Raw genomic sequence first — 24119 nt, 5'->3', positions numbered from 1 at the left:
CGGAACACTGACGGCTACTTGCCCTGGAAGTTCGGCTTGCGCTTGCCGACGAAGGCTTCCACGGCCTCGGTGTGGTCGGCGGTGGCGCCGAGCGCGGTCTGGGCTTCGTCTTCGGCCGCGAGCGCTTCGTCCAGAGAGGACTGCGCGGAGACGGCGAGCACGTGCTTGATCTTCGAGTACGCCACCGTCGGGCCGGCGGCGAGCTTCGCGGCCACGGCCTGGGCGCGCGCGGCGAGCTCCTCGTCGGGCACAACCTCGCCGACCAGGCCGATGCGCTGCGCCTCGCCCGCGTCGACGGTGCGGGCCAGCAGCATCAGCTCGGCGGCGCGGCCGAGGCCGATGAGCCGCTGCAGTGTCCACGACGCGCCGGAGTCCGGGCCGAGCCCGACGTTCGCAAAGGCCATCAGGAACGACGACGACTCGGCGGCGATCCGCAGGTCGCTCGCGTAGGCGAAGGCGGCACCCGCGCCGGCGGCCGTGCCGTTGACCGCGGCGATGACCGGCTTCGGCATGTCCACGATGGCCTTGACGATCGGGTTGTAGTGGTCGCTCACCGTGTGCAGCGGGGCCGGGTCTCCCGCCTGCAGTAGCCCGACGTGTTCCTTCAGGTCCTGTCCCGCGCAGAACGCCTTTCCCGCGCCGGTGAGCACGATCGCGCGCACGTCCGCGTCGTCGGCCGCGGCGCGCAGCTCCGCGAGCAGCCGTTCCTTGAGCTCGACGGTCAGCGAGTTGTACGCCTCCGGCCGGTTCAGGGTCAGGGTGCGCACGCCGTCGGCGTCGGCGGTCAGGAGGACGTCGGGTGTGGTCACTGTGGTGCTCCTCTTGGCGTAATCGTGGGTCCTCCGCCGAGTCTTTCAGCCCCGCGTGGCGCATACCAGCACCGATACGGCGGCAAATGATCGGTCCGCGTTCGCGCCCGGCCGCTGATGAGGGACAATGGGGGTCAAGACCCGGCTGGCATGGGAGTGCGCGACCCGGGCGCGCCGGTTGAGACGGAGGGAGCACGCTATGGCGGCCATGAAGCCCCGGACCGGAGATGGTCCCCTCGAAGTGACCAAGGAGGGGCGGGGCCTCGTGATGCGAGTGCCATTGGAAGGTGGCGGCCGTCTCGTCGTCGAGCTCTCCGCGGAAGAAGCGAAGGACCTCGGCGCAGCACTTCAGGAGGTCACCGGCTGATTCCGGCTCCCCTCCCCATCCACTCACCGAACCCCGGTCTCCTCATGGAGGCCGGGGTCGTGGTTCATCTGCGCCCGAAGGTTGCTCACTGTGCGTAACTCGCTACCGCCTGTCCCGACCAAACTGCCCGAGATCGAGGTCGCCGACGCGTTCCGGCGCGGGGCCCCGCAAGTGGTGCTGGCACTTTCGTCCGCAGAAGTGGAACTCGGCGGGGTGAAGGCGACCGGCAAGGCGGGCGACGTGCAGGAAGTCCCGGCCGACGGCGCGGTGCGCTGGGTCGCGGGCCTCGGCGCGGGCGAACCGCGCGACTACCGCCGCGCGGGGGCGGCGCTGGCGCGCGCGGTGTCCTCGGTGGACCAGCCGGTTCGGACCGTCCAGGTGGGGCTGCCCGAGGACGTGTCCGCTGCGCAAGTAGGCGAGCTCGCGATGGGCTTGTTCCTGGGCGGCTACCGGTTCGTCGTGACCACAGAGGACCCGAAGCCCGCGGTGCAGACCGTCCGGCTGGTGAGCTCTTCGGCCGCGGCGTACGCAGACGAGGTCGCCCGCGTTCGTGAGCTCGCGGCCGCCGCCGCGCTGACGCGGGACCTGGCCAACGCACCGTCGAACATCAAGAACCCCGCGTGGCTCGCGAACACTGCCGCGAAGGTCGTCGGCTCGGCCGCGGTGACCGTGAACGTGCGCGACGAGAAGTGGCTCGCGGACAACGGCTTCGGCGGCGTGCTCGCCGTCGGCGGCGGCTCGGATTCCCCGCCGCGCCTGATCGAGCTGGAGTACCGCCCGCGCGGCGCGAAGACCCACTTGCTGTTCGTGGGCAAGGGCATCACGTTCGACACGGGCGGCCTGTCCGTGAAGCCGGCCGACGGCATGCACCTCATGCGCACCGACATGGCGGGCGGCGCGGCCGTGATCGCCTCCGTGCGCGCCATCGCCGCGCTGGGTCTTGCGGTGCGCGTGACGGCGTTGGTGCCCGCCGCCGAGAACCACGTCTCCGGTGGTTCGTACCGCCCCGGCGACATCGTCCGCCACTACGGCGGCCGCACCACCGAGGTCGGCAACACCGACGCCGAGGGCCGCATGGTCATGGCCGACGCGCTGGCCTACGGGATTCAGACGTACAAGCCCGACCTCGTCGTGGACGCCGCCACCCTCACCGGCGCCATGAAGGTCTCACTGGGATTGCGCACCGGCGGCCTGTTCTCGACAGATGACGACCTCGCCGCCCGCGTGATCGAAGCGGGCACCCGCGCCGGCGAATCCTGGTGGCGCATGCCCCTGGTCGACGACTACGCCCCCGGCATCGAAGGCGAACTCGGCGACGTCCGCCAGGCCCCCGGTGGCCCCGGCGGCATCATGGCCGCCCTCTTCCTCCGCGAGTTCACGGCCGGCCTGCCCTGGGCCCACCTCGACATCGCCGGCCCCGCCCGCGCCGACAAGACGTATGACGACGTGGTCCCCGGCGCCTCCGGCTTCGCCGCCCGCACCCTCGTGGAACTCGCCGCCTCCTACTCGGCCTAGCCCCCCGCCCCACGCTTCGCCCGCACCCCAATGCGGCGTTGGCTGCGCTCACCGCACCCAACGCCACATATTGGGGCGCTTTGACGACTCCACCCACCGCCACCCGCCCAACCAACTCACGACTCGCCCAAGCCGCGTCCACCCTCGCAACCGCCGCCCACCCACGCGACGAAACCCTGCACCCAGCCCCTCCCCGGCACCCCGATCCGAAGCCTTCTTGCGGCCGGCGAGCCGTTGTCAAGGCACGCTTTCCCGCCTTGACAACGGCTCACCGGCCGTCAACACAATCCAGCTTCGGGGTGCACGCCCAACGCAACACGCCCTGCGAGGACCGAGAACCCAGAACCGAAAACCCCACAACCCCCAACAAAGAACGAATCACCGAGCCACCCCACCCAACACAAACTCCCGAAATACCCCCACAGCCCGACTAACCGGCTCCCCTCTCCGCCAAGCCAGCCCGATCGTCCTCCCCACCGGCGGCTCGATCTGCACCTCCGCCACCCCAGCCGGCGCCCCAGGCTCGAAATGCGGCAACAACGCCACCCCCAACCCGGCCGCCACCAACCCCCGCACGGTGTCCGACTCCTGCCCCTCAAACGCAATCCTCGGCGAAAACCCCGCAGCCGCACACAACTCGTCCGTGATCCGCCTCAACCCGTAGCCGGGCTCCAGCAACACGAACTCCTCGTCGGCGAGCTCCTCCATTCGCACCCCACTGCGCCCAGACAACCGATGCCCTGCCGGCACCGACAACAAAATCGGCTGCGTGGACAACACCGCCGTCTCGAACACCGCATCCTCAGGAACCGGCGCCAGCAACGCCAAATCCAGCTCGCCACCGGCAAGCCGGTCGACCATTTCCTGCCGCGACCCCTGCACCAACGTGAACCGCGCCCTCGGCGCTTGCGCCCGGTACCCCCGCAGCAACGAAGGCACCAACGACCTCCCCAGCAGATGCAGGAACCCGAGCACCACCCGCCCGCTCTCCGGCTCGATCTCCTCCCGAGCCGACCGCGCGCCCGCGTCGACGGAAGCCAGAGCCCGCTCGGAAGCCTCCGCCAACAGCTCCGCCGCCCGCGTCAGCCGGATCCCGCGCCCGTCCGGCACCGTCAACGGCGCCCCCAACGACTCCGCGAGGGCCGCGAGCCGACGGCTGACCGTGGGCTGCGGCACACCCAGTAGCTCGGCCGTGCGTGTGACGTTCCTCGTGCTCCGCAGGGTCGCGAGGAGCAGCAAGTGGGGCGCGAGCTGGGAAGTCAGGCTTTCATGCGTCACGGTATGGATTATCGCGCACAACCGTATTGGACGTATTGTTTAGCTCTCCTTACTTTCGGCGGATGTGACCACTACAGCCAGTACCACCGTCCGGGTGAAGGTCGCCGTCGCAGCTGCCGGGTTCACGTCGTTCGCGCTGCTCTACGCGCCGCAGCCGGTGCTGCCGCAGCTCGCGCTGCAGTACCACCTCGACCCTGGCGGCGCGTCGCTCGCGGTGAGCGTGGCGACGGGGGCGCTGGCGATCTCCGTGCTGCCCATCGCGGCACTGTCCGAAGTGGTCGGGCGCCGGTCGGTGATCATCGCGTCGGTGGTGATCTCGGCGGTGCTGGGGCTACTGCTGCCGCTCGTGCCGTCGTACTCGGTGATGCTGGTGCTGCGCGCTGTCCAGGGCGTGGCGATCGCGGGGTTCCCCGGCGTCGCTACGGCGTACCTCGTCGAACGGCTCGGCAAGGTCGGCGTCGCGGCGGCGGTGGGCGCGATGATCGCCGGCAACTCCATCGGCGGCATGACCGGCCGCCTCGCGACGGGCTTCACCGCGGGCCCGCTGGGCTGGCGCGGTGCGCTGTACGTCGTGGCCGGCATCTCGCTGATCTGCGCGATCGTCACCGTCGTCGCGCTGCCGCGTGGCCGGCAGCACCAGGAAGACCGTCAATCCCTGCGTGACGTCGGCATCGGCCTGCTCCACGCGGTGCGCAAACCCGTGCTCCTGGCCCAGTACGCCGTCGCGCTGCTGGCCATGGGCTCGTTCGTCGCGCTCTACAACGCCGCCGGCTTTCGCCTCACCGGCGAGCTGCACCTCTCGCCGGCCATCGCGTCACTCGTCTTCCTCGCCTACGCGTTGGGCTCGGTCTCCTCGGCGACGGCCAACCGGCTGGCGACGAGGATCGGCCGCCGCCGCGCGATCATCGGCGCGCTGCTGCTCATGGCCGTCGGCGCGGCGCTCACCATTCCGGACTCCGTGGCGATGGTCGCCGTCGGTTTTGTGGTGCTGACCTGCTCGTTCTTCGCCGCCCACGCCATCGCCAACAGCTGGGCCGCCGCCGAAGCACCCGAGAACGCCCGTGGCCAGACCGGCGGCTGCTACACGCTCATGTACTACCTCGGCAGCAGCGTCGGCGGCGGGGTCGGCGCGGTGATCTACGGCGAAGCCGGCTGGGTCTGGCTCATCGCCGCCGTGGCCGTGTGGCTCGTGCTGGCCGCGGCCGCCGTCGGCGTGGGCACCACGGTCCACGTCCGCACCCGCGAGCTGGCGCACACGTAAAACCTCAGCCGACCGCCGCCACCAGCAGCCCGCCGCCGACCGGCAACAGGGCCGGGACCAGGCGTTCGTCCTCCCGCATCGCCCGCGCGACCTCGCGCAGGGCGAGTGTCTCCGGGTCCCGCCGCGACGGGTCGGCGACGCGGCCGCCGGCCAGCACGTTGTGGAAGGCGATGATCCCGCCGCGGCGCAGCAGCGAGACGCCCTTCTCGTAGTAGTTGGGGAACTCGAGGCGCGCCGCGTCGATGAACACCAGGTCGTAGCCGCCGGGCGTGAGCCGGGGGAGCACGTCGAGGGCGCGGCCGACGATCAGCCGCGTGCGGCCGGGCGCGATGCCGGCTTCGAGGAACGTCTTGCGCGCCGCGCGCTGGTACTCCGGCTCGAGGTCGATCGACGTCAGCACGCCGTCGGGGGCCATCCCGCGCAGCAGGTGCAGGCCGCTCACCCCGACCCCCGTGCCGACCTCCACCACGGCCCGCGCGCCGAGCGTCGCGGCGAGGAAACGCAAGGTCGCGCCCGCCCCCGACGCCAGCGGGGCGCAGCCCAGGTCGGCCGCGCGCACCCGCGCCGCGGCCAGTACGTCGTCGTCGGGAAGGTACCCGTCGACGTACTCGGCGCCGACCGGCTCGGCCGCCGAGGCCGCATGCGTCCCGGAACTCACGCGCGAAGGTTAGCGTTGCTTGTCGATAAATCAGCGAAGGCTCCCTGGTAAGCCCGCCGAAATAACTTCTCAGCCTGCTCTCAGTCCTGTCTCACTAGAACCATAAGGAGACCCGACAAACTCAATCTCGACCGTGCGGGAACACCGTGCCCGAGAGCAGCGTTGGCTGAGCAGAAGAGGAGAGTCGCAGATGGAGGTGCCTGCTCCCCTGATGCAGACCGCTGACAAGTCGGAGCCAGAGCTGGTGACCGTGGACTCGGGCGAGGCCACCTGGACGCCCCCGTCGTGGGACGAGGTCGTGCGCGAACACGCCGACCGCGTCTACCGCCTGGCCTACCGCCTCACGGGCAACAGCCACGACGCCGAGGACCTCACGCAGGAGACGTTCATCCGCGTCTTCCGCTCGCTCGCGTCGTACAAGCCGGGCACCTTCGAGGGCTGGCTCCACCGCATCACCACGAACCTGTTCCTCGACATGGCCCGCCGCCGCTCGCGCGTGCGCATGGAGGGGCTGCCGGACGACACCGACCGCATCGTCGGCGACGACCCGAGCCCCGAGCAGGTCTACACCGACACACACCTCGACCCCGACTTGCAGGAGGCGCTCGACGAGCTGCCCCCGGAGTTCCGGGCCGCCGTGGTGCTCTGCGACGTCGAAGGCCTCTCGTACGAGGAGATCGGCGCCACGCTGGGTGTCAAGCTCGGCACCGTCCGCAGCCGCATCCACCGCGGCCGGCAGGCGCTGCGTGCGTCGCTGGAGCGCCGCCGTGCGCTCCGGGACGAGTCTGTGAAGGTGTCGGTATGACCGCTGCGCGAGGGTGGGGTCTCCCCGAGTCGCATCTGCTTCCGGATGTCGTGGTCGCCCTGGTCGACGGCGAGCTGTCGCTCGGCGCGCAGGACCGCGCGTCGGCCCACATCGCCCGTTGCCCGGGGTGCGCAGCCGAGGTCGCCGCCCAGCGGCAGGCCGTCGCGGCTGTGAAGTGCGCCGGCGAGCCGTCGATGTCGGCCGGGTTCCTCGCGAGCCTGCGGTCGATCCCGGACCACACCGAGCTGCCCGGCACTCCTGACAACCTGGCGATGACAGCCGACGGTCAGCTCGTCGCCATCCAGCGCCCGGACCGGGTCGCGGGCCTGCGTGACGCGGGGGTTCTCGGAGGTACTGCCCCGTTGGGCTCGTCCACGCCGCTCGGGCACTCGTCCCACGTGCTCGGCGGCGGCCGTTTCACCCTCACCCGTAAGCGCGCCGCACAAGGCGCGGGCGTCGTCGTCTCCGGGCTGGTGCTGAGCGCGCTGGCCCTGGTCGGCACGACCGCCGACAGCGGCGAAGGCGCCCCGGACACCGGCGGCGTGCCGCAGCCCAACGCGAACCTGCTGCCCGCCCAGATGGCCGTGCCCCGCTCCGAGCCGACGCTGCCGCCCCCGTCCTCGACGTTGCCGACGGCCACGTCGGTCGTCGACCGGCTGACCCCGGTTCCGGCTCGCTGAGCCACCCGCACCGCTTCTCCAGGGGGAGGTAGCGGTGCGGGGCAACAGCCCATGCGGCCGGTGTTTTCGGCCACTGCACCGGTTGGCTGAGCGCTCGCCGGCGTTCCACCTCGCGGAGTCCGCGCGGCCGCCCATCTGCCGCCGACTGGCACACGGCTGGTCGCGTGGCGGCCCGTACGGGCTTGACGAACGGCCCCGGCCACCGAGGCAGATCGTGTGGTGCGGCGCGGGCCAACAGCCATTTCACCGTCGTCTGGGCAGACTCGGACGTCGAGGCTTGGGTATCGTCACGCCCAGCCACCTGATCTCAGCCCCGGGGAATGATGACCGAGCAGCCGAACGCGAACTCCGCCCAGCCGCCTGCCGCGGGCGACGACCGGCTGGGACCCCGGCCGCTCGACCGCCCTGCCGTGGACCCGGCGCAGGAAGCGGTGTTCGGCCGGCCGCGCGGTGTCGACGGCGCGTTCGACAAGCTCTACACACCCGCCACCAACGGCAAGGGCAACCTCGACCTCGCCCCGCCCACACCGGAGTCGCTCGCGGAGGCGTTCCGCCGCCCGCCGGGTGCCGAAGGCGTGGTGCTGGAGCGCCCGCGCGAGGCGACCGGCGAGCAGCCCGCGCCCGAAGATCCCCTGTGGACGGACACGCGCGACCCGTGGCGTGATCCCGCGGCCGGCGCTGTGCTGGCCGGCCCGGCGATGCCCGCGGAAGACAAAGAGAAGCCCCGCAAACGCCCGTCCGGCGCGCTGCTGAGCCTGCCCGAGGTGCTGTTCGGCCGTCGCGTGCAGCCGAAGGCCCTGGCGCTGCTTGGTGTGGTCGCGCTGCTCGTGGGCGCGGTCGGCGGGCTCGTCGGCTGGTGGATCGCCGACACGGGTTCGGCGCTCACCGGCAGCGCCACGATCTCCGAGGCCGAAGCAGCCAAGGAACGCCCGCCGGGATCGATCGCCGACATCGCGAAGCGCGTCTCGCCCGCGGTCGTGTCGCTCGAGGTCTTCAAGCCCGGCGCCGACTCCGGTGAGCAGGGCTCGGGCGTGATGATCGACCCGCAGGGCTACATCCTCACCAACGAGCACGTGGTCACCACCGCTGTCGCCGACTCGACCGTGAAGATCACCGCGATCTTCAACGACGGCACGCGCACCGAGGCCAAGATCGTCGGCTCCGACCAGAAGACCGACCTCGCCGTGGTGAAGGTCAACGTGACCAACCCCGTGGTGATGCAGATCGGCAAGTCGTCCGACCTGCAGGTGGGCGACGCCGTGATCGCCGTCGGTTCGCCGCTGGCCCTGCAGAACTCCGTGACGTCGGGCATCGTCAGCGCGCTCGACCGGCCGATCACGGCCGGTGGCGACAGCGGCGAGCCGCCCGTGACCTACGAGGCCATTCAGACCGACGCTGCCATCAACCACGGCAACTCCGGTGGCGCGCTCGTCGACTCCACCGGCGCACTCGTGGGCATCAACTCGTCGATCCGCTCGTCGAGCGCCGACGGCGGCAGCATCGGCATCGGCTTCGCCATCCCGAGCGACTACGCGATGAAGATCGCGAAGGCGCTGATCAAGGACGGCAAGGTCGTCCACGCGGACATCGGCATCAACGCCTCCTCCACGGTCGCCGGCTCGTCCACGATGGGCGCGCAGGTGAAGAACGTGGAGCCTAACGGCCCCGCGGCTGCGGCCGGCATCAAGGAGGGCGACGTGATCACGAAGATCGGCGACCGCCTGGTGCGCGACTCCGCGGAGCTGACCGTGGCTGTCCGCAACCACGACGTCGGTGAGGTCGTGCCGGTGCAACTCGCGCGCGCCGGCGCGGTGCTGGTTGTCGACGTGACTCTCGGATCCGACTGATCGACGTCACATCGTCTTAAGCCCCGCTTCGTCCTTCGGGCCTGCCGGAACACGGGGCGGCCCGGGTAGTCTGACCGGGGAAGCACCGAGCGGAGGTTCACGGGTGTTCGACAGTGTCGGATGGGGCGAGATCCTCGTGCTCATCGTCGCCGGTCTCTTCATCCTCGGCCCGGAGCGCCTTCCGGAAGCCGCGTCGTGGATGGCGAAGAGCGTGCGCAAGGTCCGCGAGTTCGCCAACGGTGCGCGCGCACAGCTGCGCGAGGAGATGGGGCCGGAGTTCGACCAGCTCCGCAAGCCGCTGGAAGACCTGCGCGGGCTGCGCAACTTCGACCCCAAGCGGGTCGTGACCCAGCACCTGTTCGACGGGGACGCGGATCCGTTGGGGCTCAGCAGCTTGAACTCCACGAACGGTTCGAACGGGACGAACGGCTCCAACGGTTCCCAAGCCGTGAAGCCGCAGAGCGCCACGCCGCAGGCCGAACCGCTCAAGCCGGGCGAGCGGCCCCCGGTCGACCCCGACGCCACCTGAGCGCCGGGTCCGTCCCTTAGCGACCGGTCAGGGTGTGACCTCGGCCGGACCTCGCAACGTCGGGCGAGTGCCGACTTGCGGCGGTCGGAACGGGCGAGTTGGCTGTGGCGGGTTGCCGGTGTGGCGGCCGGCCCGACGTGACCCGACCTCTCGCACGACGAAACGAACTTCCTGGGTAGCCTCGGGCAAACCGCCCATAACGACCCTGGAGGTCTCTGACATGTCACGCCGTGCGGGCGCCCTGGCCGTAATCATCGCCGCAGCGGGTGTCCTGGCCGCCGGGTGCACCGCGGACGACGAGCCCAGCACCCAGCCACCGGCCACCTTCACGTCGGTGCCCGCTCCCGCGACGACCGGCGGGCCGTTCGCCTCGCCGTCCCCGAGCAGCACGCTGAACGCCCCGGCCGGCGACCAGACTTACGTGAAGCGCGGCGCCCAGACCGGCGTGCCCGACCTCGACGTCCTCATCACGCTCGACTGGGCCAAGGGCAAGATCAACCCGCCCGCCGGCACCGTCGACGTGCAGGTCGGCGACCGCGTCCGGGTCGTGCTCACTTCGGACCAGCAGGTCGCCGTGAACGTCGACGGCCACCCCGAAGCCGCCACCGCCGTCGGCCCCGGCGACTCCGCGAACGTCGACTGGGCCGTCACGCAGCCCGGCGCCACCGCGGTGACGCTGGGCGCCGACAAGACGCTCCTGACGACGGTCCGCGCCTCCTAGGCGCCGACAAACCGCTCAGCGGCCGGCGGGGCTGACGTTCAGCATCATCCCCGCCAGGCCGCGGGCCCGGACGGTGAGCTTCTTCGCCGCTTCCTTGAGCACCAGCGACGCCGGCGCGTCCGGCTCCGCCAGCACGATCGGCGTGCCCTCGTCGCCCTGCTCACGCAGGCGCGGGTCGAGCGGCACCTGGCCCAGCAGCGGCACCTGCGAGCCCACGGACTTCGACAGCGAGTCGGCCACGGCCTGGCCGCCGCCGGAGCCGAAGATCTCCATGCGCTCGCCCGAAGGTGTCTCCAGCCACGACATGTTCTCGATCACGCCGGCCACGCGCTGACGTGTCTGCATCGCGATCGCGCCCGCGCGCTCGGCCACCTCGGCGGCGGCCTGCTGCGGCGTGGTGACCACGAGGATCTCCGCGTTGGGGATCAGCTGCGCCACGGAGATCGCGATGTCGCCGGTGCCCGGCGGCAGGTCCAGCAGCAGGATGTCGAGGTCGCCCCAGAACACGTCGGCGAGGAACTGCTGCAACGCGCGGTGCAACATCGGGCCGCGCCACACCACCGGCGCGTTGCCCGGCGTGAACATGCCGATCGAGATCACCTTCACGCCGTGCGACTGCGGCGGCATGATCATCGTCTCGACCTTGGTCGGCTTCTCGCGCGCGCCCAGCATGCGGGGGATCGAGTGGCCGTAGATGTCCGCGTCGACGACACCGACGGACAGGCCGCGCTCGGCCATCGCGACGGCCAGGTTCACGGTGACCGAAGACTTGCCGACCCCGCCCTTGCCCGAAGCCACGCAGTAAACGCGGGTCATCGAACCCGGCTGCGCGAACGGGATCACCGGCTCGGCGGAGTCGCCACGCAGCGACTTGCGCAGCTCCGTGCGCTGCTCGTCGCTCATCACGTCGAGCTCGACCCGCACGTCGGCGACGCCGGGGAGCTTCTTGACGGCCTTGGTGGTGTCCTCGGTCAGCGTCGCCTTGAGCGGGCAGCCCGCCACGGTGAGGTAGATGCCGACGGCGACCACGCCGTCTTCGCCGACCACGACGTCCTTGACCATGCCGAGGTCGGTGATCGGCTTTTTGATTTCGGGGTCGTACACGTCCTTCAGCGCGGTGCGGACGTCTTCGACGCTGGGGAGCTGCTGTGTACTCGTCACCACACCCATGTTACGTACCGGTCGGCACGTCCGATTTCGCCGCCTGCTTCGGCTTGCGTGATTTCGGTCGTACCGCGAGGTCGTCACGTAGCCGGTCGAGCTCGCTGCGCAGGTAGTCGCGGGTGGCGACCTCGCCGACGGCGAGCCGCAATGCCGCCAGCTCACGCGCCAGGTACTCGGTGTCGGCCTTCGTCTGAGCGGCGCGCGTGCGGTCCTCTTCCAGCGAGACGCGGTCGCGGTCGTCCTGCCGGTTCTGCGCCAGCAGGATGAGCGGCGCGGCGTACGCGGCCTGCGTGGAGAAGGCCAGGTTGAGCAGGATGAACGGGTACGGGTCCCAGCGCAGCGACACCGCGACCAGGTTCAGCACGATCCAGATGATGACGATGAGCGTCTGCCAGAACAGGTACTTGCCGGTGCCGAGGAACCGCGCGATGCGCTCGGTGAAGCGGCCGAAGGTGTCCGGGTCGATGTTGAGCCGGAACCGTGCCTGGCTGCGCGGCTGGTCGAGCCGGCGGCCCGAGGAGAGGTCAGGCACGGTCGGCCTCCTGGGTGTGGGCTTCGGCCTGGTCGTGGACCTCGGCGGGCACGTCGGCGACGTCGTGCAGGCCGGTTTCGCGCCAGTCGTCGGGCAGCAGGTGGTCGAGCACGTCGTCGACGGTGACGGCGCCCAGCAGGTGCTCCTCGGGGTCGACCACGGGGCCGCACGCGAGGTTGTACGCGGCGAAGTAGCGCGTGACCTCGGCCAGTGAGGCCTCGGGCCGCAGCGCCGTGAGGTCGGTGTCCACGGCGCTTGCCACGAGCTCCGCGGGCGGCTCGCGCAGCAGGCGCTGGAAGTGCACCACGCCCACGAACCGGCCGGTCGGCGTCGCCGTCGGCGGGCGGCACACGAACACCATGGTGGCCAGCGCGGCGGGCAGGTCGGCGTTGCGGATGTGCGCGAGCGCCTCGGCCACGGTCGCGTCGGGCGTGAGCACCACCGGTTCCGGGGTCATCAGGCCGCCCGCGGTGTCGGACGAGTACGCCAGCAGCCGCTTGACCGGCGCCGACTCCTCGGGCTCCATGAGCGCCAGCAGCCGGCGCTGGTCGGCGGGCGCCAGCTCGGCCAGCAGGTCGGCGGCGTCGTCCGGGCTCATCGCCTCGAGGATGTCGGCCGCGCGCTCCTCCGACAGGTAGGCCAGCAGCTCCTTCTGGTCGTCGTCGGGCAGCTCTTCGAGCACGTCGGCGAGGCGTTCGTCGTCCATCGCGTCGGCGACTTCGTGCCGGCGCTTCAGTGGCAGGTCACGCACGGTGGCCGCGATGTCGACGGCCCGCATCGTGTCGAACAGCATCAGCAGCTGCCCGGCGCCTTGGGGTTCCTGTGCGGTCAGGTCGGTGAGGCCGAGCCCGGCGACCTCGTTCCACGGCAGCACGTGCATGGCCGTGCGGCGGCGGGCGATCCCGAGCCGGGTCTGGCGTTCGCGGATGGCGAGCTTCGCGAGCACCCAGTCGCGGGTGCGGGTGGGTTCCATGGCGGCGTCGACCACCGTCACGCGCGTCTCCGTGCCGGCGAGTGACGCGTGCGCGTCGAGCAGCTGCCCGCAGACGAGGACCTCGTTGGGGCGCTGGGTGAAGTGCCGCATGTTCACCGAACCGGTGGCCAGCGTCACAGCCGTCGGCTCGATCGTGGTGACGCGCAGCATCGGCACGAAAACGCGCCGTCGCGTCGCGAGCTCGACCACGAGGCCGAGGATGCGGGGCGGCTGCTGGTCGAGTCGCAGGCCCGCGACGACGTCGCGGACCTTGCCGATCGACTCGCCGTCGGGCCCGAACACCGGCAGACCCGCCAGCCGAGCCACAAAAACCCTGTTCACGGCAGCCATGGGCCAGACACTATCCGCAAGGCGGTCCCTGCGCCCGCGTCGCGCAACCGTGTCTTGCCAGCGTCCTCTCAGCTAGGACTTGCAGGCCCAGGCGCTCAAAGTGGGAAGAACCGCGTAGAAGGGCTGCTCGTCGCCGAGATCGGTGACGTCGCGCAGATCCGACTCGAACCAGAGCCGGTTCTGCACCGCGCGCACGAGCGTCCACGCGCGGGCGCGGTCGGGGTCGAGTCCGGTGGCTCGCAGTTTGTCGTCCACTGTGGCTTCGCCGAACCGGTTCCACAGCAAGGAGAACACGCCGTACTCGAGGTCGCCGGCGATCGGTTTGGGGTCGATCACGAGCCATGGTTCGCGCCGGGCGGCCAGCACGTTCTCGTAGTGCAGGTCCTCGTTCACGAGCAGCGCGCCCGCGGCGGGGCCGAGGTCGCGGCACACCTCGAGGGCCGCGTCGAGCTCACGGCGGGGGAACGGGCCGCCGAGGTCGTGCCAGCTCTTCGGCAGCACCTCCAGGAGACGTTCGGTTTCGCTGCTCAACGTCCGCGACAACGCGGGTGGCGCCGGCACGGCCAGCCGGCGGGCGAGCTCGCTCATGATTTCCACGGCTTCGAGCACCGGCTCGGTCTGGAGCGTCCGCGTGTGGTCGAGGCGTTCCAGCAGTTGCACACCTTCGTCCGGCGCGGACTCCAGCACCAGCACGGCACCCCGACCGGCCCATGTGGACAGTGCGAGCGGCTCGTCGCGGGATTCCTCGTGCGGCCAGCCGAGTTTGAGCACGGCGGGCGTGCCGTCGGCCCGGCGCGCGGGCTGCACGACGCCGACGAACCCGTGCATCGCCTCGCCTTCGAACTCCAGGTCCCATTCGCGGGCGAAGCGGTCGGCGAGGTCGGGCAACGACGCCAGCCACGGCAGGCATTCCGGTCCGAGGACCCGGGGTGCGCGAGCGGCGAACGACGGCGGGATCACGAGTCGGGGCACATCCTTAATCGTGCCGGTCACGTCGAGTCATTTCTTTGGGCCGATTCCGCGCGTACAGTGAAAATCCAGGGGTTCTGCGATCCCGGGGAGCTGCCATGATCGTTGAAATTCTCAGCGCTGTGGTCGTCGTGGGCGGAGTCTGGCTCGCCTCCGGTGTGCGCGTGGTGAAGCAGTTCGAACGTGGCCTGGTGTTCCGCTTCGGACGGGTGCGCCCGGAGGTGCGCGGGCCGGGCTTGACGCTGCTGGTACCGGCTGCGGACCGCATGCACAAGGTGAACATGCAGATCGTCACCATGCCGGTGCCGGGCCAGGACGGCATCACGCGCGACAACGTGACGGTCCGGGTCGACGCCGTCGTGTACTTCAACGTGGTCGACCCGGTGCTGGCCGCGGTCAACGTGCAGGACTACCGCGCGGCCGTCGGCCAGGTGGCCCAGACGTCGCTGCGGTCCATCATCGGCAAGAGCGACCTCGACGACCTGCTGTCGAACCGGGAACGGCTCAACCAGGGCCTCGAGATCATGATCGACAGCCCCGCGATCGACTGGGGCATCCACATCGACCGCGTCGAGATCAAGGATGTGGCCCTGCCGGAGTCGATGAAGCGCTCGATGTCCCGCCAGGCCGAGGCGGAACGCGAGCGCCGCGCCCGCGTGATCTCGGCCGACGGTGAGCTGCAGGCGTCGGAGAAGCTCGCGCAGGCCGCGGCGGCGATGAGCGACCACCCGGGTGCGTTGCAGCTGCGCCTGCTCGAGACGGTGGTGCAGGTTTCGGCGGAGAAGAACTCGACGCTCGTGCTGCCGTTCCCCGTGGAGCTGCTGCGGTTCCTTGACGCGAACACGCCGAACGCCAGGAAATCGGCGCCCGAGGAGGCGGATTCGCCGGAGCCTGCCGCGCTCGACAAGTCCGAGACCAACGGGTTCGTGGGCCCGCCACAGCCGCGCCACGAAGGCGACGCGCTGACCGAGTGACGCGCGAGGCCCGCCTTGGTCGACGGGCCGCGCGAGTGTGCTTTCCGGTCAGTTGTCCAGGTACCCGTTGGTTCCGAGGATCACGATGGTGACGAAGAAGCCCACGTACAGCGCCACGATCACGTAGCCGATCACCACGGCCGACAGCGCCATGCCGCGTCCGCCGGCCTCGCCGCGGTTGGCCTTGGCGAGCGCGATGTGGCCCATGACGATGCCGGGGATCGCGATCAAGCACGTGATCAGGCCCAGCAGTGAGCACACGAGCGCGCCGATGGCGAGGCCGTTGGACTGCTGCTGGCCGTACGGCGAGTACGGCTGACCGTAGGGCTGAGGCGGGCCGTACGGCGAGTACGGCGCGGCGGCCGGCATACCGGGAGCACCGGGAGCAGCGGGAGCGCCCGGGTACGAGGCGGTCGGGCCCGGGTACGGCTGGCCGGGGTAGGCCGGAGCCGCGTACGCACCGGCCGGCTGCACGCCGGGATACGCGGCGGGTTCGGGCTGGCCGGGCACCGCGAAGCCGCCGGAGGGCTGGCTGCCGGGCGCGGCGTAGGGAGACGGCTGCTCGCCGGCCGTGCTCCCCGGCGCGGCGTACGGCGACGGCGTTTCGGTTGAGCCCGGCGCGGCGAACGAGGACCCGGTGCTGTCCGGCGCCGCGAAGGTCGTCGGCTGGTCGCTCGCCGAGCTGACGCTGTCGGGCGAGCTGAACGCCGTCGCGTCGCCCGACGGCGGGTCGTATGGGGCCGGGTCCGCGGTCGCCGGCGGCTCGTACGCCGTGGTCTCGTTCGGCCGGTCCTGCGGCTCGGACGGGTTGGTCATCGGGTTCCCCCTCGGTTCTGGTGGTCGCCCACCGCGAGCCTTCTCAGCCGAAGGCGCCGTACTTGTCGAGCTCGTGCAGCACGAGCGGGATCATGATCCCCCACACGGCCAGCGCCAGGTAACCGATCACGAAGCCGGCGATCGCCAGCGCGCCGCCGGTCGCCCGCCCGTGGCGCGAGCGGTAGTAGGCGATGTGCCCCATCACGATCCCGGCGATCGCGGCGGGCGCGCACACGATGAAGCCCGCGATCGAGCACACCAGCGACCCGATCGCCAGACCCGCGCCGGGCGGCGGGCCCTGCGGCGGGTAGGGCTGGTGCTCGAACGACGGGTGTTCGTAGCTCTCGTTCATCACGCTCCTTCCCGGCCACAGGTTGCCCGGAACCGCACTTTACTAATTCGGCCAAAAGTAGGCCGACCCCCGCGCGGCACGTAACTTGTTGCCGCGAAGCCATTCGGCCGTGACTGTGGCCGGATTAGTAACGATCGACACAGTACCGGGGCAAACGCGGTCACGGCGTGAGCACCCTCATAGGCGCGTACCCGCCCGGCCGTCCATACTCCGCGGTAACCCCGCGGAAGGAGCCCGTGATGGCCCGCCTCGCCCAGACCGCCGGCCTGACCGACGTGCAGTCCGAGATCCTCGCGACCGTGCGTTCGTTCGTGGACAAGGAGGTCATCCCGCACGCGCAGGAGCTGGAGCACGCGGACGCCTACCCGGCTGAGATCGTCGAGGGCATGAAGGCGCTGGGCCTGTTCGGCCTCACCATCCCCGAGGAGTACGGCGGCCTCGGCGAGTCGCTGCTCACCTACGCGCTCGTGGTGGAGGAGATCGCGCGCGGCTGGATGAGCATCTCGGGCGTCATCAACACGCACTTCATCGTCGCGCACATGATTTCCCGCCACGGCACCGAAGAGCAGAAGCAGCACTACCTGCCGAGGATGGCCACGGGTGAGGTGCGCGGCGCGTTCTCGATGTCGGAGCCGGACCTGGGTTCCGACGTCGCCGCGATCAAGACCCGGGCCCGTCGCGACGGCGACGACTACGTGATCGACGGCGCGAAGATGTGGCTCACCAACGGCGGCACTTCGAACCTGATCGCGCTGCTGGCAAAAACCGACGAAGGCGCGCCGAAGGCCCACCACAACCTGACGACGTTCCTCGTCGAGAAGCCCGAGGGCTACGGCGAGGTGCTGCCGGGCCTCACCATCCCGGGGAAGATCGAGAAGATGGGTTACAAGGGCGTCGACACCACCGAGGCGGTGTTCGACGGCTTCCGCGTCGGCGCCGACCAGGTGCTCGGCGGCGCGCCCGGCGAGGGCTTCGCGTACATGATGGACGGTGTCGAGGTCGGCCGCGTGAACGTGGCGGCGCGGGCGTGCGGCATCGCGATCCGCGCGTTCGAGCTGGCGGTGGAGTACGCGCAGCAGCGCAAGACGTTCGGCAAGCCGATCGCCGAGCACCAGGCCATCGCGTTCAAGCTCGCGGAGATGGCGACGAAGGTCGAGGCCGCGCACCTGATGATGGTGAACGCCGCGCGGCTCAAGGATTCCGGCGCCCGCAACGACGTCGGGGCCGGCATGGCGAAGCTGCTCGCGTCGGAGTACTGCGCCGAGGTCACGCAGGACGCGTTCCGCATCCACGGCGGCTACGGCTACTCCAAGGAGTACGAGATCGAGCGGCTCATGCGCGAGGCGCCGTTCCTGCTGATCGGCGAAGGCACCAGCGAGATCCAGAAGACCATCATCAGCCGCGGTCTGCTGCGCGAGTACAAGTCGAAATCCTGAGCGGCTCCGAGTACCCGAGTTCACACCGAAGTGTGCGAAACCACTCGTACCCTGGACCAGTGAGCGAGCTTTCGGACACCGAGCTGACGCGCGCCGCGCAGTCCGGTGAAGTGACGGCGCTCGGCGCGCTGCTCGCGCGGCACGAAGCCGGCATGCGCGGCGTCGCGATCGCGATCCTCGGCTACACCGCCGAGACTGACGACGCCGTGCAGGACGCGGCCGTGGTCGCGCTGCGCCGGATCGGCGATGTCCGCGACCCGGCCGCGGTCGGCGCGTGGCTGCGGACGGTGGTGCGCAACGCCTGCCGCGCGCGGCTTCGGTCCACACGCGACATTCCCGTCGCCGACGGCTGGGACCTCACCGCGTCCACGCTCGCCACTCCCGAGCAGCTGCTCGACGACCACGCGCTGCGCGATTGGGTCTCCCACGCCGTCGAACAGCTCTCGCCACCCGTGCGGCTCGTGATGCTGCTGCGGCACTTCTCGCTCGGCGTCACGTCGTACGAGCAGATCGCGCGGGCGCTCGGCATCCCCGTCGGCACCGTGCGCAGCCGGCTGAACCAGGGTCGCGCCAAGCTCGCCGAAGCCCTGCGCGCCACCGCGGCTTCGGCCCACGACGACGCCGGCGCGCTCGTCGCGGGCAGCAAGCTCGACGCGCTGGACACCCTGGCCGCGGCCGAACGCGGCGAGTTCACCCGGGTGCTCGCCGACCGGTGGGCCGAGGACGTCGTGCTCACCGCGGGCGACGTCCGCGGTGTCGGCCACGACTTCCTGCTGCGCGGCATGGAGGGCGACCTCGCCGCCGGCGTGCGCCAGCGGCCGGTGCACATCGTCGCGAGCCGCGAGGTCGTGGTGTGGGAGATGGACCTGCTCAATCCACCCGACAACCCGACGCACTGCCCGCCCGGCGTCGCCTGGCTGATGAGGCTGGACGGCGGCCGCGTCGCAGATCTGCGGCTCCACCACGCGCCTATGGCCGCCGTCACAGCGAACTGATCGAACCAACGGTCGTCGCTGCGCATCGTGCGGGTGTCCAGACACCCGTACGAGACGGAGCACCCCGTGACCGAACACCTCGCCCCTGGCACCCACACCGTCGAGCTCGACGGCCTCGTGCAGCGCTACCACGTCCACGGCTCCGGCCCGGTGTGCGTCGCGCACTCCGGCGGCCCCGGCATCGACTGGGAGTACCTGCGGATGCCGCTCGTGGAAGAGCAGTTCACCGTCGTCTACCCGGAGCCCATCGGCACCGGCGGTTCGAGCCGGCTGGCCACGCACCCCGACGGCTACACGCGCGACCGCTACGTCCGCGCGGTCCTCGCCCTGCTCGACCACCTCGGGCTCGCGAAGACCCTCTTCCTCGGCCACTCCCACGGCGGGTTCGTGGCCCAGCGCCTCGCGCTGACGCACCCCGAGCGCGTCTCCGGGATCGTACTCTACGACAGCGCGCCCGTCGTCGGGGCGGAGCACGGCGAGGAGCTGATGCGACAGCTGGAGGAGTACGCGGCCCGCTCCGAAGGAGACTCCGGTCTGCCCGACGTGCTCGCCGCGTTCCAGTCGCTCGGCTCGCTGTCGTCCGACGAAGACGTGACCAAGGCCGTGCGCGGCATCCTGCCCGCGTACTTCGCCGACTTCCGCGGCCGCTTCGCGGACTTCGGCGCGCTGCAGGGCCAGGTGAGTGGCGTGTACATCTCCGGCCGCGACGCCGACGGCACCCCCGAGCTGTTCGACGACCGCCCGGTGCTGAACACGATCGGGGTGCCGGCACTCGTGGTCGTCGGCCGCTACGACGTGATCTGCGGGGTGCGCTGGGGCCGCGAGCTGCACGACGGGATCCCGGGCTCGCGGCTCGTGGTCCTGGAGCACAGCGGGCACTTCGGCCACCTGGAGGAGCCCGGGCTGTTCGCCGACGCGGTGGTCGGTTTCGCCAAGGGCCTGGACCACTGACGCACCCTGGGTGAACGGCATTCACCAGTACGCGGTTCGCACGGTTCGCCGGTTCTTGACAAGATGGACCCCTCGGACCGGACGAGTACGCAGGTGATGATGGTGAGCAGTCCCTTTGGTGGTGGACGGCCGGCCGGGCCGCCGCGGCTTCCGACGCCGCCCACCGGCTGGCCGATCGGGTCGTACGGCACTTACCGGGAAGCCCAGCGCGCGGTGGACTTCCTGGCGGAGAGCGAGTTCGCGGTCACGGATGTGACGATCGTCGGGGTGGACCTGATGCTCGTGGAGCGCGTGATCGGCAGGCTCACGTGGGGCCGGGTCCTGGGCGCGGGAGCGATGTCGGGCGCGTGGTTCGGCTTGTTCGCCGGGCTGATGCTGGGCCTGTTCGTGAACCAGGGCTTCGCGTTGCAACTGCTCACCGGGCTCGTGCTCGGCGTCCTTTCGGGTCTGTTGTTCGCCGGCATCGGCTACCGCGCGTCCCGCGGGCGCCGTGACTTCTCGTCCGCGAGCCAATTGGTGGCCGGCCGTTACGACGTGCTGTGCCAGCCGCGTTCGGCCGAACAGGGGCGGGAACTGCTCTCGAAGCTGGCGTTGAAGCCGCCGCCCGCCACCGCCTGACACCCGTTTTCGCGCTGCCCGGCGCCGCATCCCGTGGTGCCGGGCAGTGAAGAACAGGGGGCGGATTAGGGGCGTCCTAGGCCGAATTCGGGTTGTGCCGTTGGCGAATTCGTGCTGAGTCACCCGAATGGAAGCAGTGCCGGTCCACAGTTCACCCCGGTAATTCCGGCGTTTCGCGCTGCGCAAGCCTGAATCGTTACGGATACTGCTTGCGGGGTGTGATCGCCGGGCATAGGTTGTCCGACACCAGTCGGGCGGCCGCGTCCTCCAGCGCGACCGGCCGAGCACTGGCACGTCGGGGTGCTGGCGCGACTCGCCTCATCGCGTCGTGATGCCTGGGGGCGTCACGGTAACCGGCGTGCGCGGGTGAGGAGGCTTTTGTTCGATGGGGAAGAAGAGGCTACGGGGTCGCTCGCCCGCCCGAATGGGCGCGCTGCTGGCCGCCGGATTGATGACCACGGGTCTGCTCGCCGCGTGTGGCACAGGCTCGGGACCGATGAAGATCAACGTGTACTACGCGCCCGAGGACAATTTCCAGACCGTTGTGGACAACTGCAACAAAGCCGCGAACGGGCGCTACGAAATCGTCTACAACAAACTCCAGCGCGGTGCCGACGACCAGCGAATCCAGATGGCGCGCCGGCTCGCCGCCGGTGACACGTCGATGGACATCCTCGGTCTCGACGTGACGTGGGTGTCGGAGTTCGCCGAGGCCGGCTGGGCCGAGGAGTGGACGGGGCAGAACAAGGCCGCCGCGTCCGACGGCGTGCTGCAGGGCCCGCTCGAGACGGCCACCTACAACGGGAAGCTCTACGCCGCACCGAAGAACACCAACGTGCAGCTGCTCTGGTACGACGACCGCATCACCCCGAACCCGCCGAAGACGTGGGACGAGATGATGCAGATGTCGCAGCAGCTCAAGAGCCAGGGCAAGCCGTACAGCATCGTGTTCACCGGTGCGCAGTACGAAGGCCTGGTCGTCATCTACAACACGCTCGTCGAGTCGCTCGGCGGCCACATCCTGTCCGACGACGGCAAGTCCGTGGTGATGGACCAGGGCGCGGTGGAGGCGTTGCAGCTGCTCAAGCAGGTCACGTCGTCGGGCATCACGGACCCGTCGCTGACCAACCAGAAGGAGGACGACGTCCGCCAGACGTTCCAGCGCGGCAACGCCGCGTTCGAGCTCAACTGGCCGTTCGTCTACGCCTCCTACGCCGAGGAGAAGCCGCAGGACCTGTCGCACTTCAAGTGGGCGGTGTACCCGGAGGCGAAGGCCGGCATGCCGGCGAAGACGACCATCGGTGGTTACGACCTCGCGGTGAGCACGTACTCGCAGCACAAGCCCGAGGCGTTCGAAGCCGCGTTGTGCTTGCGCAGCGCGGAGAACCAGAAGTTCTCGGCCATCAACGACGGGGTGCCGCCGACCATCGAATCGGTGTACCACAACGACGTTCCACTCGACCCGTCGAAGCCGGCGTCGAACGACAACCCGAACATGGCCATCAAGTACCCGATGCGCGACACCATCCTCGACGCGTTGAAGACCGCCGCGGTGCGCCCGCTTTCCCCGGCGTACCAGAACGCGTCCACGGTCATGTCGAAGATCCTGTCGCCGCCTTCGGAGATCGACCCGCCCGTGACGGCCCAGCAGCTGCGGGAACAACTCAGTGACGCGCTCCAGTCGAAGGGAGTGATCCCGTGACCGTCCAGGACCCCTCAACCGGCACCGCCGAACCCACCGGCGCACCGCCCGCGCACGAGGCCGTGAGCCACCGCAAGGGAAAACCCGTTCTCAGTGAGGGGAAGAGGGCCGAACGGCGGCTGGGCCTGTGGCTCTGCGCGCCGGCCTTCATCGTGATGATCGCGGTGACGGGCTACCCGATCGTCTACTCGATCTGGCTTTCGCTGCAGCGCTACGACCTGAGGTTCCCCGCGCAGCAGGAGTTCATCGGGTTCGCCAACTACGGGGCCGTGCTCACGAGCTCCTACTGGTGGACCGCGTTCGGCACCACGATGTTCCTGACCGTGGTGTCGGTGGCGATCGAGTTCGTGCTCGGCATGGCGCTCGCGCTGATCATGCACCGCACGCTCGTGGGCCGCGGGCTCGTGCGCACCGTCGCGCTGATCCCGTACGGCATCGTCACGGTCGTCGCGGCGTTCTCGTGGTACTTCGCGTGGACGCCGGACACCGGCTACCTCGCGAACTCGCTGGCGTCGGGCGGCGCACCGCTCACCGAGCAGTGGCCGTCGCTGTTCATCATCATCCTCGCCGAGGTGTGGAAGACCACGCCGTTCATGGCGCTGCTGCTGATGGCCGGTCTCGCGCTGGTGCCGGAGGACCTGCTGAAGGCTGCCGCGATGGACGGGGCCTCGGCGTGGCAGCGGTTCACCAAGGTGATGCTGCCGGTGATGAAGCCCGCGATCCTCGTCGCGCTGCTGTTCCGCACGCTCGACGCGTTCCGCATCTTCGACAACATCTACGTGCTCACCAGCGGCGCGCAGGACACCGCATCGGTGTCGATGATGACCTACGACAACCTGGTCAAGGGTCTCAACCTCGGCATCGGGTCCACGATGGCCGTGCTGATCTTCATCACGGTGGCGATCATCGCGTTTCTCTTCATCAAGGTGTTCGGCACCGCCGCACCCGGCACGGACGACGGGGGTAAACGCTGATGGCCATCGGTGGTGCGGTCACGACCGGCCGCAAAGTGCGCTGGGGCGTCATCGACATCCTCGTCGTGGCGTTCGCGCTGATCCCCGTGCTGTGGATCATTTCCCTGTCCTTCAAGACGAAGGAAACGCTCAACGACGGCAGCTTCTGGCCCCAGGAGTGGACGCTCAAGAACTACGCCGACATCTTCCAGACGTCGGAGTTCCTGCGGGCGCTGGTGAACTCCATCGGAATCTCGGTGATCTCCACGGTGATCGCGGTGGTGCTGGGCACGATGGCGGCCTACGCCATCGCGCGCCTCGAGTTTCCTGGGAAGAAGCTGCTCGTGGGGCTGTCCCTGCTGATCGCGATGTTCCCGCAGGTCTCGCTCGTCACGCCGCTGTTCAACATCGAGCGCAACCTGGGTCTCTTCGACACGTGGGCGGGGCTGATCCTGCCCTACATCACGTTCGCCCTGCCGCTTTCGATCTACACGCTCTCGGCGTTCTTCCGGGAGATCCCTTGGGAGCTCGAAAAAGCGGCGAAGATGGACGGCGCGTCGCCGGCCCAGGCCTTCCGGAAGGTGATCGCGCCGCTGGCCGCGCCGGGCGTGTTCACCACGGCGATCCTGGTCTTCATCTTCTGCTGGAACGACTTCCTGTTCGCCATCTCGCTGACGTCCACCACTGCGTCGCGCACGGTGCCGGCCGCGTTGTCGTTCTTCACCGGGTCTTCGCAGTTCGAGGACCCGACGGGCCAGGTGAGCGCGGCCGCGGTCGTGATCACCATCCCGATCATCCTGTTCGTGTTGTTCTTCCAGCGTCGCATCGTGGCGGGGCTGACGTCCGGTGCGGTGAAGGGCTGA

25 protein-coding genes are annotated in these 24119 nt (G+C 70.0%); 16 read left to right on the top strand and 9 right to left on the bottom strand.

Translation table 11 applies throughout. The annotated features are described in order from the left end of the window. Nucleotides 1-14 precede the first annotated feature (14 nt). Nucleotides 15-809: an enoyl-CoA hydratase-related protein gene (locus tag AB0H62_RS00805; RefSeq protein ID WP_360583317.1), complete on the bottom strand. Its 795-nt coding sequence runs from the start codon at nt 807-809 to the stop codon at nt 15-17. Between the two features lie 199 nt (nt 810-1008). Between AB0H62_RS00805 and AB0H62_RS00800 the strand changes: the two genes are divergently transcribed. Together AB0H62_RS00800 and AB0H62_RS00795 are read left to right on the top strand one after the other, a co-directional pair. Further along, complete coding sequence (locus AB0H62_RS00800; RefSeq protein ID WP_005155393.1) at nt 1009-1176, top strand: DUF3117 domain-containing protein; 168 nt, start codon at nt 1009-1011, stop codon at nt 1174-1176. A 90-nt stretch (nt 1177-1266) separates the two neighbouring features. Then, complete coding sequence (locus AB0H62_RS00795; RefSeq protein ID WP_360583315.1) at nt 1267-2691, top strand: leucyl aminopeptidase family protein; 1425 nt, start codon at nt 1267-1269, stop codon at nt 2689-2691. A gap of 378 nt (nt 2692-3069) precedes the next feature. Here AB0H62_RS00795 and AB0H62_RS00790 read toward each other — a convergent pair whose 3' ends face one another. Next, a complete protein-coding gene (locus AB0H62_RS00790) occupies nt 3070-3969 on the bottom strand; it encodes a LysR family transcriptional regulator (RefSeq protein ID WP_220246412.1) in 900 nt (299 codons plus the stop codon). Nucleotides 3970-4063: 94 nt separating this feature from the next. On the opposite strand from AB0H62_RS00790, the gene AB0H62_RS00785 reads away from it, so the two are divergent. Then, a complete protein-coding gene (locus AB0H62_RS00785) occupies nt 4064-5230 on the top strand; it encodes an MFS transporter (RefSeq protein ID WP_220247371.1) in 1167 nt (388 codons plus the stop codon). Between the two features lie 4 nt (nt 5231-5234). On the opposite strand, the gene AB0H62_RS00780 is transcribed toward AB0H62_RS00785, so the two are convergent. Then, a complete protein-coding gene (locus AB0H62_RS00780) occupies nt 5235-5888 on the bottom strand; it encodes an O-methyltransferase (protein ID WP_360583312.1) in 654 nt (217 codons plus the stop codon). Between the two features lie 190 nt (nt 5889-6078). On the opposite strand from AB0H62_RS00780, the gene sigE reads away from it, so the two are divergent. From sigE to AB0H62_RS00755, 5 genes are all read left to right on the top strand, one after another. Continuing rightward, entirely contained in the window at nt 6079-6693 is a 615-nt protein-coding gene (gene sigE, locus AB0H62_RS00775) for an RNA polymerase sigma factor SigE (RefSeq protein WP_220246414.1), read from the top strand. Beyond that, a complete protein-coding gene (locus tag AB0H62_RS00770; RefSeq protein ID WP_220246415.1) occupies nt 6690-7373 on the top strand; it encodes a zf-HC2 domain-containing protein in 684 nt (227 codons plus the stop codon). Before sigE ends, AB0H62_RS00770 begins: the two co-directional genes overlap by 4 nt. A 323-nt stretch (nt 7374-7696) precedes the next feature. Next, entirely contained in the window at nt 7697-9220 is a 1524-nt protein-coding gene (locus AB0H62_RS00765) for a trypsin-like peptidase domain-containing protein (RefSeq protein ID WP_220246416.1), read from the top strand. Between the two features lie 103 nt (nt 9221-9323). Beyond that, entirely contained in the window at nt 9324-9749 is a 426-nt protein-coding gene (tatB, locus tag AB0H62_RS00760) for a Sec-independent protein translocase protein TatB (RefSeq protein ID WP_220246417.1), read from the top strand. A 220-nt stretch (nt 9750-9969) separates the two neighbouring features. Further along, complete coding sequence (locus AB0H62_RS00755; RefSeq protein ID WP_360583309.1) at nt 9970-10470, top strand: hypothetical protein; 501 nt, start codon at nt 9970-9972, stop codon at nt 10468-10470. A gap of 15 nt (nt 10471-10485) precedes the next feature. On the opposite strand, the gene AB0H62_RS00750 is transcribed toward AB0H62_RS00755, so the two are convergent. The 4 genes from AB0H62_RS00750 to AB0H62_RS00735 all read right to left on the bottom strand — a co-directional run bounded on the left by AB0H62_RS00750 (nt 10486) and on the right by AB0H62_RS00735 (nt 14462). Continuing rightward, nucleotides 10486-11631 carry a P-loop NTPase gene (locus AB0H62_RS00750; protein WP_220246419.1) on the bottom strand — a complete coding sequence of 382 codons (1146 nt, stop codon included), beginning with the start codon at nt 11629-11631 and terminating at the stop codon, nt 10486-10488. A gap of 10 nt (nt 11632-11641) precedes the next feature. Beyond that, complete coding sequence (locus AB0H62_RS00745) at nt 11642-12166, bottom strand: DUF1003 domain-containing protein (protein ID WP_360583306.1); 525 nt, start codon at nt 12164-12166, stop codon at nt 11642-11644. Next, a complete protein-coding gene (locus AB0H62_RS00740; RefSeq protein WP_360583304.1) occupies nt 12159-13490 on the bottom strand; it encodes a CBS domain-containing protein in 1332 nt (443 codons plus the stop codon). The genes AB0H62_RS00745 and AB0H62_RS00740 overlap by 8 nt, the downstream gene beginning before the upstream one ends. A 72-nt stretch (nt 13491-13562) precedes the next feature. Beyond that, a complete protein-coding gene (locus tag AB0H62_RS00735) occupies nt 13563-14462 on the bottom strand; it encodes an aminoglycoside phosphotransferase family protein (RefSeq protein WP_360583302.1) in 900 nt (299 codons plus the stop codon). A gap of 95 nt (nt 14463-14557) precedes the next feature. On the opposite strand from AB0H62_RS00735, the gene AB0H62_RS00730 reads away from it, so the two are divergent. Further along, nucleotides 14558-15433: a slipin family protein gene (locus AB0H62_RS00730; RefSeq protein WP_220246423.1), complete on the top strand. Its 876-nt coding sequence runs from the start codon at nt 14558-14560 to the stop codon at nt 15431-15433. Nucleotides 15434-15481: 48 nt separating this feature from the next. On the opposite strand, the gene AB0H62_RS00725 is transcribed toward AB0H62_RS00730, so the two are convergent. Both AB0H62_RS00725 and AB0H62_RS00720 read right to left on the bottom strand, forming a co-directional pair. Beyond that, nucleotides 15482-16249, bottom strand: a complete 768-nt coding sequence (locus AB0H62_RS00725; RefSeq protein ID WP_360583300.1) for a DUF4190 domain-containing protein — start codon at nt 16247-16249, stop codon at nt 15482-15484. A 43-nt stretch (nt 16250-16292) separates the two neighbouring features. Next, nucleotides 16293-16601 carry a DUF4190 domain-containing protein gene (locus AB0H62_RS00720; RefSeq protein WP_220246425.1) on the bottom strand — a complete coding sequence of 103 codons (309 nt, stop codon included), beginning with the start codon at nt 16599-16601 and terminating at the stop codon, nt 16293-16295. Nucleotides 16602-16840: 239 nt separating this feature from the next. Between AB0H62_RS00720 and AB0H62_RS00715 the strand changes: the two genes are divergently transcribed. The 7 genes from AB0H62_RS00715 (at nt 16841) to AB0H62_RS00685 (ending at nt 24119) form a co-directional block, all read left to right on the top strand. After that, a complete protein-coding gene (locus AB0H62_RS00715) occupies nt 16841-18037 on the top strand; it encodes an acyl-CoA dehydrogenase family protein (RefSeq protein WP_360583298.1) in 1197 nt (398 codons plus the stop codon). Between the two features lie 59 nt (nt 18038-18096). Then, nucleotides 18097-19032: a sigma-70 family RNA polymerase sigma factor gene (locus tag AB0H62_RS00710; protein WP_255638672.1), complete on the top strand. Its 936-nt coding sequence runs from the start codon at nt 18097-18099 to the stop codon at nt 19030-19032. Nucleotides 19033-19098: 66 nt separating this feature from the next. Continuing rightward, on the top strand, nt 19099-19983 hold the full coding sequence (locus tag AB0H62_RS00705) for an alpha/beta hydrolase (protein ID WP_360583295.1): 885 nt from the start codon (nt 19099-19101) through the stop codon (nt 19981-19983). A 96-nt stretch (nt 19984-20079) separates the two neighbouring features. Then, nucleotides 20080-20601 carry a general stress protein gene (locus AB0H62_RS00700; RefSeq protein WP_220247373.1) on the top strand — a complete coding sequence of 174 codons (522 nt, stop codon included), beginning with the start codon at nt 20080-20082 and terminating at the stop codon, nt 20599-20601. A gap of 385 nt (nt 20602-20986) precedes the next feature. Continuing rightward, nucleotides 20987-22303, top strand: a complete 1317-nt coding sequence (locus AB0H62_RS00695) for an ABC transporter substrate-binding protein (protein ID WP_360583293.1) — start codon at nt 20987-20989, stop codon at nt 22301-22303. Continuing rightward, complete coding sequence (locus AB0H62_RS00690) at nt 22300-23277, top strand: sugar ABC transporter permease (protein ID WP_360583291.1); 978 nt, start codon at nt 22300-22302, stop codon at nt 23275-23277. The genes AB0H62_RS00695 and AB0H62_RS00690 overlap by 4 nt, the downstream gene beginning before the upstream one ends. Continuing rightward, entirely contained in the window at nt 23277-24119 is an 843-nt protein-coding gene (locus tag AB0H62_RS00685) for a carbohydrate ABC transporter permease (RefSeq protein ID WP_220246428.1), read from the top strand. The genes AB0H62_RS00690 and AB0H62_RS00685 overlap by 1 nt, the downstream gene beginning before the upstream one ends.

This window comes from Amycolatopsis sp. NPDC050768, from assembly GCF_040654155.1.
Taxonomy (GTDB): Bacteria; Actinomycetota; Actinomycetes; order Mycobacteriales; family Pseudonocardiaceae; genus Amycolatopsis.
This window is presented reverse-complemented; position numbering and strand designations above follow the sequence as displayed.